We start from the raw sequence: 16208 nt of genomic DNA, 5'->3' as shown, positions 1-16208 counted from the left end.
GCTGTGCGGCTATCGGCCAATAGGCTCAAACCTTGTGAGCTGCTCCGTGCGGCCAGGCTGGCCAGGCTCGATCTTCGTCAACCGCAATCTCGCCTCGGCCACGCGTCGTTGCGCAGCCCGGATCCTGCTGCACAGCGCGATATTGATGCCGACACCGCAGCCTTCATCCAGCATTTCATTTGCACGTTCGAGGGAGCGCTCGGCCCGGTTAAGCCGCTGTCGGGCTCTCGCCAGTTCCATATCCAAAAATTCCATTATTCCGAATCCATTGCGGTCCCTTCGATTGGTAAACCGCTTGTGGTCGCCGTTGGTTCCGGCTTGTTCGCACGGTGATGACGCCGGTGGCCTGGGCGCCGGTGGCCTGAAGGTCGCGACGAATGAAACGCCAGCCCAGGTCAACCCGCGCGGCGTCCTTCAACGCTGGCGGGATCGATCTCCACCAAGCGGTCTGCGGCCTCGACCGCAGTTCGTATCCTGCTGCACAGCGCAAGATTCTCGGCCAGCATTTCTTCAGTGCGTTGAAGCGCGAGCTCGGTCCGGTGGATGCGCTGCCTGGCATTGGCAACTTCCGATGTCAAAATATCGGCCGCCATCCCGTGGCCCTGGGGTTCCATAGTGTCCATGGATTTCTAACACATGGGGGCCGATATCGTTCCCATCCATCGCCAGGATACTGGCGCTGGGCTGTCGATCGTCAAGGCCGGCCGAAGCGCATCATGGCGCGCGCAATGACGAGTTGCGCCTCGACTCTTGGCATTTTTCCTTCTGCATCATGTTGTCGGCAGCGATGAGCCTCTTGAGCGACCGCATGACCTCCCCGGGCGCCCAGCCCGCATCGATCATGCAGGTCGACGATCGCCTGAAAGCCCGGCTCCATTGCCTCCTGGCAATCGATTTCGCGATCGGCATATTCGCCCTGTCGTCTTGGCGGGCTGATCATTTTTCGACGTGCCCCTTAAGATACGCTTCTCCGTCGGCACGGTGTTCAAAACAGAACCAATGCGATGGCTGCCTCGGCCTGGCGAACCCCCATCCGGCATCCTTGGGCCCGGAACCAGAGCATCCGCTCAAAAGGATAATCGCGGCCCCCGCCGCCGCGAAGGTGTGGTGTTTGCGCAATGTGATATCCCCCTACTCACACGCAACGTCAAAAGCTTCGCCCTCGCAAGGGCGCGATTGACGATAGCAGGAGGAAGTGGCTACGACCTGACCCGCTAACCGCGCGGTTTAGCCTTCGGTTGAGGGGTGCTTTCTGACGGGTTTGCAACCAATATTGCAGATCGCCGATCTCTGAGCCAAAGGGACTTTCTTGATGCGACTAGCTCGGCACGGTCGTCCTCAGCGGTCGCTCGACTATGCATAGCAGCGATGGCAAAGTCGGCTCTGTTCGTTCGGTAGTCTTCCTTTTGCACGGCCATTGTTTTCTCCCTGTTCGTGGCCCCTCTTTGCCCTGACAGGAGATTAAACTGCCGGTGCATTACGCGAGTCAAATCAAACTAAGCACTCCGCAGTCGCGCCTACATTTCGTTGTTTTCAATGATGCCCGCCATCGACCTGCTGGAGGCACCGGCCGCTTAGGAGCCCGATGAAGACGAGGAAGATGATCCGAATATCCTGATGCTCAAGGGCAGACATTTTCGTCTGTGATGGAAGGGGCGGCGAGATCTTAGGGCGCTTATCCAAATTTTCGGCCGCTGATCGGTGATGCTGTCCGCTTGGCTGGGTAACGCAGCGTGGAATTAGGGGTATTTGCTGCCTGCAAGCTGTCTGGCGCGGCCTCGGCAGTTGGCGATTTGCGCGTGAGCGGGGTACACCTGACCACCAGTTGTCCTGTACGAGTAACATATTCCAACGGCCGCTTCTGCAACGGAAGCATCAAGGACTCGGGTACGGGCGGCAAGTTTAGCTGCCGGGACAAGTCGGTGGCCAATTTTTGGTAAACGTTAGTGGGGGCTATATGCGAGCAGCATCGGCAGCATCCAACTTGTTCGCCGCTTTGGCGATGGCTGGAACATTGATTTGTGCTTCAGTTGCGCAGGCCGGTGTCAAAGTCATCCCAAAGGATACCCCCTACGGAATTACGGGAATCTCCAGCAAGGAAATCGGCCGACAGTTGACCCGACGTGGGGGAGCCAAGCTGACGGCAACCATAAGACGCGAGATTGAGTTTGCCCATTCGGAGCCATCCACTTGCTATGTCAGGGAGGCGGATTATACGCTGTATCTTATTACGACCTAGCCGCGGCTAGAGGGCAAGGTGTCGCCGAAATTGCGAAAGCGTTGGAACGCGTTCCTATCCACAGTGGTCGCTAGTGACGCGAAAACGCGACAGTGGGCCATTCAAACGACTAACGCCATGGATGAGTTAACGGCTAACCTGTCGATGAAGAACGACCGCAGTTGTAATCGTCTCAGGAGCTTTGTTGCTCAGCGGTTGCATTCCATCGATCAAAAATTCAAAAAAGTGAACCAGCAATACGTTGACGAGCAAAACGGACCCAACGGTGCGGTTGGAAAAGCCACGACAGAATTTTATCGAGAACCATAGTTGAGCAATCTCTACAACATCACCACGTCGCACGAAGCGATCCGCCAATGGACCCGCGCCTTGCGCGATGTCGTAGGCAACCTTGAACCCTCCATTGACATCTATCCCAACCAATTCGGGCCTGTAGTCCGCAATGCGCAGGACCGCGCGCGCGAGCTTGCCAATCTCCACTGGGGAATGCCGTGGCCTGAGAACAGCGGTTACGATAATAGAGATCATCGACAGGATGAAGCGAGAAGCGCCGTGAGGGAGCGGTTCGTTACCGGATTCTCAAAACGGACTGGCACACCCGGTTGAGTCGGATGCTCAGAACAGCGTCGGAACAGCATGCTACTCGTCAGAGTGGGTGAGCGCCTCAGGCCACCCATTTTTTCACTCGCTATCGGGCAAGGTGGCGAGTGCCGGTGCATGCCGGCCAGCTCCTGAGGGCGTCAAGAAGCGACCTGCGACGCAGTGCCGGCCTGCTTGGTGAAGTCATGGCGACGCGCGCGAACATGTGCCAGCAAATTCACTTCATTGACGACCCCCGATTGAAAGAGAGACAGTGTGGTCGACGCGAGAATCTGGCTGTCTATCGAGGTGCTGTACGATTTGGCGTCGGCGGCTATCTGGTCGACAACCCGCTGGCAGATCGCTCGATCTTTAGGTCTAAGGAACTGACTTTTCGGTGCTCGTGGCATCTCGACGCCTTTAAAGGGGAAGTTACTGTGTCCCCCACGCGACGGATGCGTGGGCCTCCGCGAATGGACCCTAAACGCATTCAGACAGATAATTGCCATTCGTTTGAGTGGTGCCGCCAAGGGCTTGAGCCGAATTTAATTCGGGGATTCCGGATTAACCGCTGCAATTGAAAACAGTTGGGGAACGGTTAGCACGCTCGCTGAAAACAGCGGCGGAACAGCGTCCGGCGGCCGTTCCCCACTGAGAACAGTGGAGGAGCAGTGAGCCGCGCCAACAGGGATTCATGCTTGAAAACAGCGGGCAAACAGTCCCTTCAGAGCACCCCGCCTCATGGTGGGCTCATCTTTATGTTGCCTGGTTTCAATAGGCGGGCCCCACGATCGAAATCAGCAGGACCCAAGACTAAAGTTCCTTGTTTCGGGCGCATGTTTTCGGCGCTGAGTGAATACCGCGAAAGAAAGGTCGCGGCGTCGATTGGCATTCCGCCTGCCTTGAAAACCGGCCCTTCGAAGTTGAACTGGATTGCGAAATGCTCGAAGATTTGCGTATCACCAGGGTTCACCACGAAACCCTCTGGGCCGATTAGGCGAAGACTCTCTCCGAATTGTTGAACCTTGGTCAGCGCGGCGCCATATGGGCTGCCATTTTTTGTCCTAACCCCCGACCGCTCAATAACGGTCAGCGAAACATGCTTAGCTGTCGCTAGGCCCTCGTTCTTTATCGCTAAGCTGATTGAGGCGTTCACCAGCGGTCCGGAGGTCATGTTCTCCGTGAAGTCATATACAAGATCCAGGTCCGGAGAGCCGTTTCTGCGAAAAGCGTCTTCGATATCGAAATGCTCCATCGCATAGCTGCTCGAAGCAGATCGCTTAAAATACTGCTTCGCCATGTTGCACATGTGCGGACGTCGTTCCGAACGAGGGACGTCGATTAATAGGTAACCAACGGAATTATCATTCATAGACGGAAATCCGGCCACTCGAATGCCACCGTTCTTCGGCTGTAGTAGGTCTCCAACGGCCGAGCTTACCGCGCTCAAGGCCGTCTCCCAGACTGGTACAGGATCGAGCGCTTGAGCGACGTCCGCCCCCTCCCCAATCGATCTGCAATCCACGCCGATTAACACCACCCCGCCAGCCGAGTTGCTAAACGCCGAAAGCACTTTTCCGATAGCTCGCCGCCCGTCCTTTGTCAGCTTGCCGTCGTTGAACAGTGCGCCGGGCTTCCCGGCAGCCGAACCTTTAAAGTCGAGCTGCAGAGTTTCTTACGCAGCTTGCTGGATTGCTTCGGCCAGTCGGACCTCGCCACCAGACATCCACTCATCGAAAGTCATTGTGTATCACCCCCGGCGAGGAGCAGTGTAAATAATAACGCCCCCAGCGGGGCAAACTCTTTTCTAGGTCGAAAAGGAGTCTGGCGGTGCCCCAAGGGATTTTTAGCAGAATGGCCCGAAACCGGACATCAACTAAGTTGTTGATTTCCTTGTAGGAAGAACTGGTGGAGCCAATCGGAATCGAACCGACGACCTCTTGAATGCCATTCAAGCGCTCTCCCAACTGAGCTATGGCCCCACTCCGGCAGTTCGCCGGCGCCGTTTCCGGCGAAGAGATCCGGCGCGGGTTGAGACCGCGCCGTTAGTGCAGGCGGCTTCTAACCCCGCCTTCAGTCAATATCAAGCCTTCAAGAACCGCTTTTTCTAGGCGGCGCGGCGAAAGCCGGCGAATGCGGTTCGCTCAGACTTCGTCGTCGTCTTCGCCGACGCCGATCATGTCGGCAACGTCATCATCTTCTTCCTCCTCGTCGGCGAGGAATGTGTCATCCTCGTCATCGCCAAGGTCAACGTCGTCCTCGTCATCGCCGAGATCGGGAAGCTCGTCGGCCTTCGCGTCCTCGTCCGCCTCTTCGAGCGAGACGACCTCGACGCCCTCTTCCTCCTCGGTGTCTACTTCCTTCTCGGCAACTTCCTCTTCCTCCTCGAGGGCGGCGATCTTGCCTTCTTCGAAATAGGAGCGCGGATAGCTCTTGCCCGTGTAAGGCGAGACGATCGGGTCCTTGTTCAAGTCATAGAATTTTCGACCCGTCTCCGGGTCGATGCGTTTGGTGCCAAGTTCGGGTTTTGCCACAGCAAGCCTCGTCGATGAAAGTTTGGTCCCCTTAACCAGAGTTTACGGCGCTGTCAAAGCGAAAAGCCGGCGTCCCAAAAAGCTTGAATTCGAAGGCCTTCATACCAAGGGGATGACCATTTCGGTCCGCCATGATAGGAGACCGCGCAAACCAGACGAAAATGGCCGGCCGCCGGCGTTTCCCAGGAAAGAACCATGTCGCACACTGCCGCCCCGAAGCAGGCCACCGCCCGCAAATCATCTGGCCTTTCAGGCGCGGCACGGGTGCCGGGCGACAAGTCGATCTCGCACCGCTCGTTCATGTTCGGTGGCCTGGCCTCCGGCGAAACCCGCATCACCGGGCTGCTGGAAGGCGAGGACGTAATGCGTACGGGCGCTGCCATGAAGGCCATGGGCGCTCATATCGAGAAGCATGGCGCTGAGTGGGTGATCCGCGGTACCGGCAACGGCGCGCTGCTGCAGCCGGAAGGCCCGCTCGATTTCGGCAATGCCGGCACGGGCTCACGCCTCACCATGGGCCTGGTCGGCACCTATGACATGGAAACCACCTTCATCGGCGACGCCTCACTGTCGGGCCGGCCGATGGGCCGCGTGCTCGAACCGCTCCGCCAGATGGGCGTGCAGGTGCTGAAGGCGACGCCTGGCGACCGCATGCCGATCACGCTGCACGGGCCCAAGCACGCCGCGCCGATCACCTACCGCGTGCCGATGGCCTCGGCACAAGTCAAGTCGGCGGTGCTGCTGGCCGGGTTGAACACGCCGGGTATTACGACCGTCATCGAGCCGGTGATGACGCGCGACCACACCGAAAAGATGCTCAAGGGGTTCGGCGCCAATCTGTCGGTCGAGACCGACGAGCGCGGCGTGCGCCACATTTTCATCGAAGGCCAGGGCAAGCTCATGGGGCAGACGATCGCGGTGCCTGGCGACCCCTCCTCGGCCGGCTTTCCGCTGGTGGCGGCGCTGATCGTGCCGGGCTCGGACATCACCATCGAAAACGTGCTGATGAACCCGACCCGCACAGGTCTTCTGCTGACGCTGCAGGAAATGGGCGCCCGGATCGACATTCTCGACCGCCGCAATGAAGGCGGCGAAGACGTCGCCGACCTGCGCGTGCGTTACTCCGAGCTGAAAGGCGTCACCGTACCGCCCGAACGGGCGCCGACCATGATCGACGAATATCCGGTGCTTGCCGTGGCGGCCAGCTTCGCCGAGGGCGCAACGCTGATGCTTGGCCTGGAAGAGCTGCGCGTGAAGGAATCCGACCGGCTGTCGGCAGTGGCCGAAGGGCTGAAGCTCAACGGCGTGGACTGCAGCGAAGGCGAGGCCTCGCTTGTCGTGCGCGGAAAACCCGGCGGCAAGGGCCTCGGCCAGCATCCCAACGGACAGGGCACCATCGTCCAGACCCATCTCGACCACCGCATCGCCATGAGCTTTCTGGTGATGGGGCTGGCGACGGAAAAGCCGGTGACCATCGACGACCAGGCGATGATCGCAACGAGCTTTCCGGAATTCATGGGGCTGATGAAGGGGCTCGGTGCGGAGATCGAGTAGCTTGATGGCAATCACTAGCCTTGGGGGTTGGGGCCAAACTGGAACGTCGGCGGGACAGCGCCCTCCTCTGTCCTGCCGGACATCTCCCCCACAAGGAGGCAGATTGGCAGCTTCGGCGCTCCGCTCAATCCTGCGACGTAGACAATTGGCGAAAGCCGCGATGGCCGCCGATCTCCCCCCAAGTGGGGGAGATGTCCGGCAGGACAGAGGGGGGCGCGAAGGATCGCTACGCCAATCTGGATCATTGCGCTTTTCGATTCCGGTGGGCGGCCAATGACCTCAACCTTCACCATTGCCATCGACGGTCCCGCCGGCGCCGGCAAGGGCACTCTTGCCCGGCGGCTGGCCGATCACTACCGGCTGAACCTGCTCGACACCGGCCTTACTTATCGCGCGGTGGCGCATTCGCTGCTCCGGCTCGGCCTGCCGCTCGACAATGTCTCTGCCGCTGAAACCGCGGCTCGTCAGGTCGATCTGGCAAAGCTCGACCGCGCCGTGCTTTCGGCACACGCGATCGGCGAGGCGGCTTCGAAAGTGGCTGTCATCCCGTCGGTCCGGCGCATATTGGTCGACAAGCAGCGTGCCTTCGCAAAAACCCCGCCGGGTGCGGTGCTCGACGGCCGCGACATCGGCACTGTCGTCTGTCCCGATGCCGACGTAAAACTCTATGTCACGGCCAGCGCCGAGGTGCGGGCAAAGCGGCGGCTGGACGAAATCGAGAGCATCGGCGGCACTGCCAATTTCGATGAAATCCTTGCCGATATCGTGCGCCGCGACGAGCGCGACATGGGCCGCATGGACTCGCCCTTGAAGCCGGCCGCCGATGCGCACTTGCTCGACACGTCGGAAATGGCTATAGAGGCCGCGTTTCTGGCAGCTCAGGCGATCATCGACGACGTCCTGGCTAAGAGAAACGAAGCCTGAGCCGGGTTTTCCTGCCGCCGCCGATTGCCGGCGACAAAAGAATTCCCATATTGGGCGTGAACCAGCCTGCCAGCATTCTTCATGCGCCGGAATTGCCGCTCAAGGGCGGCCAGGGGCTTTTTGCCCCGGAACGCCGGCAGGCCAACGCAACGCTAACCCACGGCGCCGCCCCGCGACAGATTGCGGGGCATTCCAGGAGAAACTATGTCAGTTGCAAATCCCACTCGCGACGATTTCGCGAGCCTGCTCGAAGAATCATTTTCCGCCGGCCATTCCGGCGAAGGCCAGGTCGTCAAGGGCATCATCACTGCCATTGAGAAGGACATGGCCATCATCGACGTCGGCCTCAAGGTCGAAGGCCGCGTGCCGCTGAAGGAATTCGGCGTCAAGGGCAAGGACACGACGCTCAAGGTCGGCGACACGGTCGAGGTCTATGTCGAGCGTATCGAGAACGCGCTTGGCGAAGCCATGCTGTCGCGCGAAAAGGCTCGCCGCGAAGAGAGCTGGGTCCGTCTCGAAGAGAAGTTCACCAAGGGCGAACGCGTCGAAGGCGTCATCTTCAACCAGGTCAAGGGCGGCTTCACCGTCGACCTCGACGGTGCGGTGGCTTTCCTGCCGCGCAGCCAGGTCGATATCCGCCCGATCCGCGACGTCTCGCCGCTGATGCACAACCCGCAGCCCTTCGAGATCCTCAAGATGGATCGCCGCCGCGGCAACATCGTGGTGTCGCGCCGCACCGTGCTTGAGGAAAGCCGCGCCGAACAGCGTTCGGAAATCGTGCAGAACCTCGAAGAAGGCCAGGTGGTCGAAGGCGTCGTCAAGAACATCACCGACTATGGTGCGTTCGTCGACCTCGGCGGCATCGACGGCCTGCTGCACGTCACCGACATGGCATGGCGCCGCGTCAACCATCCGACCGAAATCCTCAATATCGGCCAGACGGTCAAGGTGCAGATCATCCGCATCAACCAGGAAACCCACCGCATCTCGCTCGGCATGAAGCAGCTCGAGAGCGATCCGTGGTCCGAGATCGGCACCAAGTTCCCGATCGGCAAGAAGATCAAGGGTACCGTTACCAACATCACCGACTACGGCGCGTTCGTCGAGCTGGAGCCGGGTATCGAAGGCCTCATCCACGTTTCGGAAATGTCGTGGACCAAGAAGAACGTGCATCCTGGCAAGATCCTGTCGACAACGCAGGAAGTCGACGTGGTGGTGCTCGAAGTCGATCCGGCCAAGCGCCGTATCTCGCTCGGCCTCAAGCAGACGCTGGAGAACCCGTGGGAGGCCTTCGCGCGCAGCCATCCGGTCGGCAGCCAGGTCGAGGGCGAGGTCAAGAACAAGACCGAGTTCGGCCTGTTCATCGGCCTCGAAGGCGACGTCGACGGCATGGTCCACCTTTCCGACCTCGACTGGACCCGTCCGGGCGAGCAGGTGATCGAGGAGTACAATCGCGGCGACATGGTCAAGGCGCAGGTGCTCGACGTCGACATCGACAAGGAGCGCATCTCGCTCGGCATCAAGCAGCTGGCCAAGGACACGGTCGGCGAAGCCGCGACGTCAGGCGAACTGCGCAAGAACGCGGTCGTGACCTGCGAGGTTATCGGCGTGAAGGATGGCGGTCTGGAAGTGCGGCTGGTCGACAGCGGCATCGAGACCTTCATCAAGCGCTCCGACCTCAGCCGTGACCGCGACGAGCAGCGCCCCGAGCGCTTCACCGTCGGCCAGAAGGTCGACGCCCGCGTCATCGCCTTCGACAAGAAGACCCGCAAGCTGCAGGTCTCGATCAAGGCGCTGGAAATCGCCGAAGAGAAGGAAGCGGTCGCCCAATACGGTTCGACCGACTCCGGCGCTTCGCTGGGCGACATCCTGGGTGCCGCGCTGAAGAAGCAGGGCAGCTAAGCCAACACCGCGCCTCGCGCGGGTTATAAACGAAATAAAAAGCCCCGCCGGAACGATCCGGCGGGGCTTTTGCTTGTGACCTTTTGCTTGTGACGAGCCGCAGGCTTAGGCCCTGCCGTAAAGTGGCACCAGCGTGCCGCTGATGGCCATGTTGGCCGGCGAGGCAAGATAGGCAATGGCTTCGGCCGCCGCTTCAAGGCTGACCCATCTGCTGAAATCTGCGTTCGGCATGTCAGCCCGGTTGGCCGGTGTGTCGAGCGTCGAGGGCGCCACGGCATTGACCAGGATGCCGTTGCCCTTCAGCTCTTCGGCCATCGCCACGGTCATCGCGGCGACCGCCGCCTTGGCGGCAGCGTAGGCCACCTTGCCGGAGCCGCGCCGCGGATCGAGCCCGGCTCGCGCGGTGACATTGACGATGCGGCCCGACACGGAAGATTCCAGCATCGAGCGTATCGCCGCGCGGCAGCACAGGAAGGTGGTGCGGGCGTTGGTGTCCATCATCTCGGCAAAGGAGGCGGGCTCGATCTTCTCGACCGGCGCGGCGGTGAAGCCGCCGGCAAGATGCACCGATGCCCATAAATCTGGAACGCTGGCATAGAAGGCGTCGACCTTGGCAGGGTCGGCAAGGTCGACATTGTGCGCCAGCCTGACGCGGTCATGCGCCGGAAAGGGAAAATGCGCAGGCGCGGCAGCATGGGCATTGGGCACATGGCAGATCGCGCCCTGCTCCAGCAGTTTCCCTACGACCGCGCCGCCAAGCGCACCGGTGCCGCCGGTCACCACGATATGTCTGCCGTCCAGTGTTTCCGTCATATTCGACCGCTCCGTCATTGCGCGCCGCCGATGCGGAAGGTCGCGCCTTTCGCGCGATCACTCAACCGAAATCTCGATGACGTAAGGTCGTCCAGTCGCCCGCGCGCGCCCAAGCGCGTCCGCCAAGCCGCCAGCGCCGGAAATCCGCTCGGCGGCAATGCCATAGGCTTCGGCCAATTTGCAGAAATCCGGCGGTGCCGGGGAGACGCCGACCGGTTCGACGCCGACGTCGAGCATCGAGGTTTCGATCTCGCGGTAGCCACGATTGTTCCAGACGGTGAAGATCACCGGCGCCGCCGCGTCGAGCGCGGCGCCCAGTTCCGGCAGGGTGAACTGGAAGCCGCCATCGCCGGTGAGGCAAACGACCGGCGCCTCAGGCCTGGCAAGGACGGCACCGATCGCCGCCGGCGGGCCATAGCCGAGCGCGCCGAAGCCGGTGGCGGCGTTGAACCAGCCGCCCGGCCGGTCGTGATCGTAGTAGAGGTTGGCGGCGTAGACCGGCTGGGTCGAATCGCCGACGATGATCGCGCCAGGCAGTGCATCACGGATCGTCTCGACGGCGCGCAATTGCGCCTGCATAGCCGGGCCAATCTCGGCAAAGGCCGCTTGCCGCGTCGCGGCGGCGCGAGCGGCGCCGTCGCCCGATTGCGCCTCGCCCGTGCCGAGTTCGGCATGCAGCGCGTCGAGCGCCGCTCCGCAATCGGCCTGGATCGAAATCCGCGCAGGCCGGCGGGCAAGCTGGTCGGCGCCGATGTCGATGCGGATCAGATTGGCGGGCAGGACAAAACCGCCGTCGCCATAGCCATCATAGTCGGTCGGACCGAATTCGGTGCCGGCGGCAATGACCAGGTCGGCATCGGCCATTAGCGCACGCACCGCCTTCAGGCTGGGGCTGGCCGGCACGCCAAGCGGATGGCGATAGAGCAGGCCGCGCGCATTGGCGGTCTGGACGACCGGCGCTCCCAACCTCTCGGCCAGGCGCTGCAACGGCGCTTCGGCAGCTTTGGCGCCGCCGCCGGCCAGGATAAGCGGCCGGCGGGCAGACGCGCATAGCCTTGCCGCCTCTGCAATCGCCGCCACATCCGGCTCGGGCGGCGCTGAATTCCGCAGCAGCGGCACGATGCCGTTGGCAGGCAGGCTCATGACATCGGTCGGGATCTCGATGTGCACCGGACCCGGACGCGAGGATGAAAACAGCGCAAAGGCACGGGCGAGCACGCCGGGCAGTTCGCCGGCCTCGGTGACACGGTGCGAAAACAGCGCCACCTTCTCCATCATGCCGCGCTGGTCCGGCAGTTCATGCAGATGGCCAAGGCCTTTGCCCAGCGTCGGTGTGGCGTTGACGCCCGAGATTACCAGAATCGGCACCGAATCGGCGCGCGCCTGGCCCATGGCGGTGATGGTGTTAGTCAGCCCCGGCCCGGTGATGACGAAGGCGATGCCCGGCTTGCCGCTGGCGCGCGCATAGCCGTCGGCCATGAAGCCGGCGCCCTGCTCGTGGCGCGGCGTGACGTGACGGATCTTCGACCGCGCCAGCCCGCGGTAGAGCTCGACCGTGTGCACGCCGGGAATGCCGAAGACGGTGTCGACGCCGTGCGCTTCGAGCAAGGTGATGAGCGCTTCGCCGATCGTCGTCATTGTCTTAACACCGGGCGTGTGAGGCAGGTCGGGCCGCCCTCGCAGGCAACGCACAGCGCATCGGCCTCGAATGTCGAGACCGTACAGCCAGCGGCCTGCATGGCAGCCGCCGTCTTCGGAAAACCGGCAACGGCGATAACCTGGCGCGGCGCGGTCGGCAGGACGTTCAGGCTGAGCCCATTCGAGGCGAAGAATTCGTCGGCGTCGCCCTCGACCAGCCGAATGCCACGTTCGCGCAGCATCTGATGGAAGGCGACCGGCAGGAGCGGCGCATAGACCAGCGCCAGATCGTCGGCGAGCGGGCTGATCACCGACATCAGGTGCAGGCAGGCCTCCTCGCCCTGCCAGAGCGGCAGGTCGAAGCCGTAGACCTGGATGCCCTTGGGTGAAAGCAGGTTGGAGAGCTGCTGGATGCCGTGCTGATTGGTGCGCACGCCGCGGCCAACGGCCAGCGTGTTTGCATCCACCCACACGCAGTCGCCGCCCTCGACCTGGCCGGGAGCCTCGATACGGCCGAGGACGGGGATGCCCATGCGCCCGTAGGCTGCCTCGTGCAGGCCGGGCTCGGGCCGGCGCAGCGCCTTGCCCATGGCAAGGATGACCGCGCCATGATCGGTCATCAGCGAGGGATCGTGGGTAAAGACAGAATCGGCAAGCCCGTCATCGGCGTCGCTCAGCCATTCGATCTCGGCGCCTGAGGCCGAAATCAGCCTGGCCAACGCTTCGTGCTGGGCCGCCGCCTTTTGCGGATCGAAGCCCGGGCCATAGTGCCAATCCAGTGCTTTGGCTCGATGCATGGCGCTGGCGGCGGAGCGCATCAGCACACGCTGCAGCGGCCCGGCCATCGACTGAGACCCGTATGCTTTGCCCACTAAATTCTCCTGAAACGCGCCCGCCCTGCCAATAGCCACTCGGCTGGCCGTGATCAATGGTCCAAAAACTGCGGTTGACGGAGGCAAGCGGAACGGTCCATCTTGAGAATCGGAACGCTGTCCAGTGACGGGTAATGGGTAAAAAATTCCAGCAAGGACTGCCTCGGCTGCTCCGCGGGGCACCGCGACGATGACAGCGCCGGCCACCGCCCTGAAGCATACGGCGCAGAACGGCGCTGCCGAAGCCATCCACGTCGAGAACCTGCACAAGAATTTCGGCAAACTGCATGTATTGAAGGGCGTTTCGCTGTCGGCGCGCGATGGCGAGGTGATCGCCATCATCGGCGGCAGCGGCTCGGGCAAGTCGACGCTGCTGCGCTGCATCAACTGCCTGGAGAACCCGACCAGCGGCATCATCCGGGTCAATGGCGAAGAGATAAAGCTGAAGGCCGACAGCTACGGCCACACCGTGCCCGCCGACCGCAAGCAAATCGAACGCATCCGCTCCAAACTCGGCATGGTCTTCCAGAACTTCAATCTGTGGAGTCACATGACGTTGATCGAGAACGTCATCGAGGTTCCCGTGCATGTGCTCGGCGTCAAGCGCGATGTGGCGATCGGCGAGGCGGAGAAATTGCTCGCCCGCGTCGGCCTGGCCGAAAAACGCGACGTCTATCCCGCCTATCTGTCGGGCGGCCAACAGCAGCGCGCCGCGATCGCCAGGGCGCTGGCCATCAATCCGCGCGTCATGCTGTTCGATGAGCCGACCTCGGCGCTCGACCCGGAGCTGGTCGGCGAGGTGCTGAAGGTGATCGGCGACCTGGCGCGCGAAGGCCGCACCATGGTGCTGGTCACCCATGAGATGAAGTTTGCCCGCGAGGTCGCGACGCATGTCGTCTACCTCCATAACGGGCTGGTCGAGGAAGAAGGGCCGCCGGAACAGATCTTCGGCGCACCCAAATCCGAAAGGCTGAAGCAGTTTCTGCGCAATGTTGGATGACTTGCGAGAAAAGCAGACGGGAACGTCAAAACCAAAAAACGGGAGAACTGAAAAAATGAAACCTTTTCTCAAAACGGCGCTCGCGGCCACGCTGATCGCATTGTCGAGCGCATTTTCGGCAAGCGCCGAACAGATCAAGGTGGGTTTTTCGCCTGAAGCCTATCCGCCGTTTTACTCGCAGGATGCTTCCGGCAAGTGGGGTGGCTGGGAAGTCGACATCGTCAATGCCATCTGCGGCGAAGCCAAGCTGGATTGCGTATTGACGCCAGTCCCATGGGACGGCCTCATCCCGGCACTTAAGACCAAGAAGATCGATGCGATCATGAATTCGATGTCCATTACCGACGAACGCAAGAAGGAAATCGACTTCTCCGACAAATATTACAACACGCCGACAGCGGTGATCGGCGCCAAGGATCAGAAATTCGATGCGACACCTGAGGGGCTGAAAGCCAAGATAGTCGGCGTTCAGGCATCCACGGTGCACGCCGCCTACGCCAAGAAGCACTTCACCGACGCCGCCGAAATCAAGGAATACCAGACGCAGGACGAGGCAAATCAGGATCTCGGCGCCGGCCGAATCGATGCCACGCAGGCCGATTCGATCGCGCTCGACGCGTTTTTGAAATCGGACCAAGGCAAAGCGTGCTGCGACCTCAAGGGTTATGTCGCGCCCGACCTTGAAGTGCTCGGGCCTGGCGTGGGCGCCGGCATGCGCCAAGGCGACACGGAACTAAAGGACAAGATCAATGCCGCCATCAAGGCCATTCGGGCCAATGGCAAATATGCCGAAATCACCAAGAAGTACTTCGACTTCGACATCTACGGCGGCGAGTCACAGTCCAACTGACGGCAACGGCATCAAGCCGGCATGCCTAGCCGCCGTCGTCGCGGTGGGCATGTCCGGCGTGACGCATCATTGGCGCCTCAACCCGCAAGTCCAGGGGACATAAGCTGAGCGACGTTCTCGCCACCATGTTCGGAGCCAGTTCGCTGGAATTGCTGTCCTTCGAACCGCCGAACGGCAGGGGTCTCAGCCTTCTGCATGGGCTGGCAAACTCCGTCGGAATTGCTTTCGGTTCCTTTGGGGTTGGTCTTTTGATCGGCGTAGGCGGCGCCTATGGCAAGCTCTATGGCGGGCCGGTGGTCCGTGACCTGCTGGAAGTTTACACCACAGTGGTCCGCGCAGTGCCCGAGCTGGTGCTGATCCTGCTGCTTTATTTCGCTGGTACCGACCTCATCAACCAGTTGCTTACCGCGCTCGGCTATGCCGCGATCGACATCAACGGGGTTGTCGCCGGCATAGGCGTGCTCGGGGTCGTGCAGGGCGCCTACTCCACCGAAGTCTTGCGCGGCGCGATCCGCGCCATTCCGCAGGGCCAGATCGAAGCCGCGCGGGCGTATGGAATGCCTCCCGGCCTGCTTCTCAGGCGCATAACGCTGCCGGCGATGCTGCCCTTCGCCATTCCGGGGCTGGCAAATCTGTGGCTGATCGCCACCAAGGACACCGCGCTTCTCGCGATCGTCGGCGTTAATGAACTGACCCAAACCACACGGACGGCCGCCGGCGCGACGAAGGCTTATTTCACCTTCTTCATGGCGGCGGGCGCGCTCTATCTCGCTCTGACCCTCGTCTCCAACGTCGTTATCGGGCGCGTTGAGCGCTGGGCGCGACGCGGCATGCCGTCGATAGCTGGATCGCACTGATGGCGGCCGAAACTCCAGTCATTGACGCCGCCGCACGGGCCTCGCTCTGGATGCGGCCGCACCGCATAGCGCTGATCTTGATCGCGCTGGTTGTCGTACTGGCATCGATTTTTCTCATGCGCTGGGATTGGCTACCCACCTATCTGCCGCTGGCTTTGCAAGGCATATGGCGAACCATCTGGCTGCTTGTGGTAACGTCGGCGCTGGGCATCGCGCTCGCCATTCCCCTCGGCCTTGCGCAGGTGATCGGCCCGCCGATTTTGAGCGTGCCGGCCAAGGTGTTCTGCACGATTATTCGCGGCACGCCGCTGCTGCTCCAGCTGTGGCTGCTCTACTACGGACTGGGCTCGCTGTTTCCGCAATTTCCCTGGATACGCGAGTCGTCCCTCTGGCCCATTCTAAGGCAGGCATGGCCCTACGCCGTTCTTTCTCTGACGATCTCGTAT

16 protein-coding genes, 1 tRNA gene and 1 pseudogene are annotated in these 16208 nt (G+C 61.6%); 10 read left to right on the top strand and 8 right to left on the bottom strand.

All coding sequences use genetic code 11. The annotated features are described in order from the left end of the window. Positions 1-108: 108 nt before the first annotated feature. Positions 109-333, top strand: a complete 225-nt coding sequence (locus tag NKH23_RS31555) for a hypothetical protein (protein WP_352464442.1) — start codon at positions 109-111, stop codon at positions 331-333. Between the two features lie 62 nt (positions 334-395). Here NKH23_RS31555 and NKH23_RS31550 read toward each other — a convergent pair whose 3' ends face one another. After that, complete coding sequence (locus NKH23_RS31550; RefSeq protein ID WP_352721532.1) at positions 396-593, bottom strand: hypothetical protein; 198 nt, start codon at positions 591-593, stop codon at positions 396-398. A gap of 101 nt (positions 594-694) precedes the next feature. Further along, positions 695-940, bottom strand: a complete 246-nt coding sequence (locus tag NKH23_RS31545) for a hypothetical protein (protein ID WP_352721534.1) — start codon at positions 938-940, stop codon at positions 695-697. A gap of 1317 nt (positions 941-2257) precedes the next feature. On the opposite strand from NKH23_RS31545, the gene NKH23_RS31540 reads away from it, so the two are divergent. Both NKH23_RS31540 and NKH23_RS31535 read left to right on the top strand, forming a co-directional pair. Continuing rightward, entirely contained in the window at positions 2258-2548 is a 291-nt protein-coding gene (locus tag NKH23_RS31540; protein WP_353036355.1) for a DUF922 domain-containing protein, read from the top strand. Further along, positions 2549-2737: pseudogene (locus tag NKH23_RS31535) on the top strand (SOS response-associated peptidase); the annotation flags it as partial. Positions 2738-3557: 820 nt separating this feature from the next. On the opposite strand, the gene NKH23_RS31530 reads toward NKH23_RS31535, so the two are convergent. From NKH23_RS31530 to NKH23_RS31520, 3 genes are all read right to left on the bottom strand, one after another. Beyond that, positions 3558-4424: an AlbA family DNA-binding domain-containing protein gene (locus tag NKH23_RS31530; protein WP_502912397.1), complete on the bottom strand. Its 867-nt coding sequence runs from the start codon at positions 4422-4424 to the stop codon at positions 3558-3560. A 300-nt stretch (positions 4425-4724) separates the two neighbouring features. Next, positions 4725-4800 (bottom strand) — tRNA-Ala (locus tag NKH23_RS31525). Positions 4801-4962: 162 nt separating this feature from the next. Continuing rightward, entirely contained in the window at positions 4963-5352 is a 390-nt protein-coding gene (locus tag NKH23_RS31520; protein ID WP_352721538.1) for a TIGR02300 family protein, read from the bottom strand. Positions 5353-5547: 195 nt separating this feature from the next. Here NKH23_RS31520 and aroA point away from each other — a divergent pair, with 195 nt between their 5' ends. The 3 genes from aroA (at position 5548) to rpsA (ending at position 9732) form a co-directional block, all read left to right on the top strand. After that, positions 5548-6906: a 3-phosphoshikimate 1-carboxyvinyltransferase gene (gene aroA, locus NKH23_RS31515; RefSeq protein ID WP_352721539.1), complete on the top strand. Its 1359-nt coding sequence runs from the start codon at positions 5548-5550 to the stop codon at positions 6904-6906. A 273-nt stretch (positions 6907-7179) separates the two neighbouring features. After that, positions 7180-7830: a (d)CMP kinase gene (gene cmk, locus NKH23_RS31510; protein ID WP_352721541.1), complete on the top strand. Its 651-nt coding sequence runs from the start codon at positions 7180-7182 to the stop codon at positions 7828-7830. Positions 7831-8034: 204 nt separating this feature from the next. After that, positions 8035-9732 (top strand): 30S ribosomal protein S1, encoded by a 1698-nt coding sequence (rpsA, locus tag NKH23_RS31505; RefSeq protein ID WP_023676278.1) that lies wholly within the window; start codon positions 8035-8037, stop codon positions 9730-9732. Positions 9733-9837: 105 nt separating this feature from the next. Here the strand turns inward: rpsA and NKH23_RS31500 are convergent, their stop codons facing one another. Genes NKH23_RS31500 through NKH23_RS31490 form a run of 3 tightly spaced genes read right to left on the bottom strand, consistent with a single transcriptional unit; the run spans position 9838 to position 13028 of the window. After that, entirely contained in the window at positions 9838-10545 is a 708-nt protein-coding gene (locus tag NKH23_RS31500; protein ID WP_352721542.1) for an SDR family NAD(P)-dependent oxidoreductase, read from the bottom strand. Positions 10546-10602: 57 nt separating this feature from the next. Beyond that, entirely contained in the window at positions 10603-12183 is a 1581-nt protein-coding gene (locus NKH23_RS31495; RefSeq protein ID WP_352721544.1) for a 5-guanidino-2-oxopentanoate decarboxylase, read from the bottom strand. After that, positions 12180-13028: a dimethylarginine dimethylaminohydrolase family protein gene (locus NKH23_RS31490; RefSeq protein ID WP_352721559.1), complete on the bottom strand. Its 849-nt coding sequence runs from the start codon at positions 13026-13028 to the stop codon at positions 12180-12182. The genes NKH23_RS31495 and NKH23_RS31490 overlap by 4 nt, the downstream gene beginning before the upstream one ends. Before the next feature lie 217 nt (positions 13029-13245). Here NKH23_RS31490 and NKH23_RS31485 point away from each other — a divergent pair, with 217 nt between their 5' ends. The 4 genes from NKH23_RS31485 to NKH23_RS31470 all read left to right on the top strand — a co-directional run. Beyond that, entirely contained in the window at positions 13246-14055 is an 810-nt protein-coding gene (locus tag NKH23_RS31485; RefSeq protein ID WP_352721545.1) for an ABC transporter ATP-binding protein, read from the top strand. Positions 14056-14110: 55 nt separating this feature from the next. Beyond that, positions 14111-14905: a transporter substrate-binding domain-containing protein gene (locus NKH23_RS31480; protein WP_352721547.1), complete on the top strand. Its 795-nt coding sequence runs from the start codon at positions 14111-14113 to the stop codon at positions 14903-14905. 125 nt (positions 14906-15030) lie between these two features. Beyond that, positions 15031-15762: an ABC transporter permease gene (locus NKH23_RS31475; RefSeq protein ID WP_352916684.1), complete on the top strand. Its 732-nt coding sequence runs from the start codon at positions 15031-15033 to the stop codon at positions 15760-15762. Further along, a partial coding sequence (locus tag NKH23_RS31470; protein WP_352916686.1) for an ABC transporter permease subunit occupies positions 15762-16208 on the top strand: 447 nt, incomplete at its 3' end. The genes NKH23_RS31475 and NKH23_RS31470, both read left to right, overlap by 1 nt.

The sequence above is a fragment of the Mesorhizobium sp. M1328 genome, assembly GCF_040318075.1.
Classification (GTDB): Bacteria; Pseudomonadota; Alphaproteobacteria; order Rhizobiales; family Rhizobiaceae; genus Mesorhizobium.
Note: the sequence above shows the minus strand (reverse complement) of the source record. Positions and strands in the feature narration are given on the sequence as shown.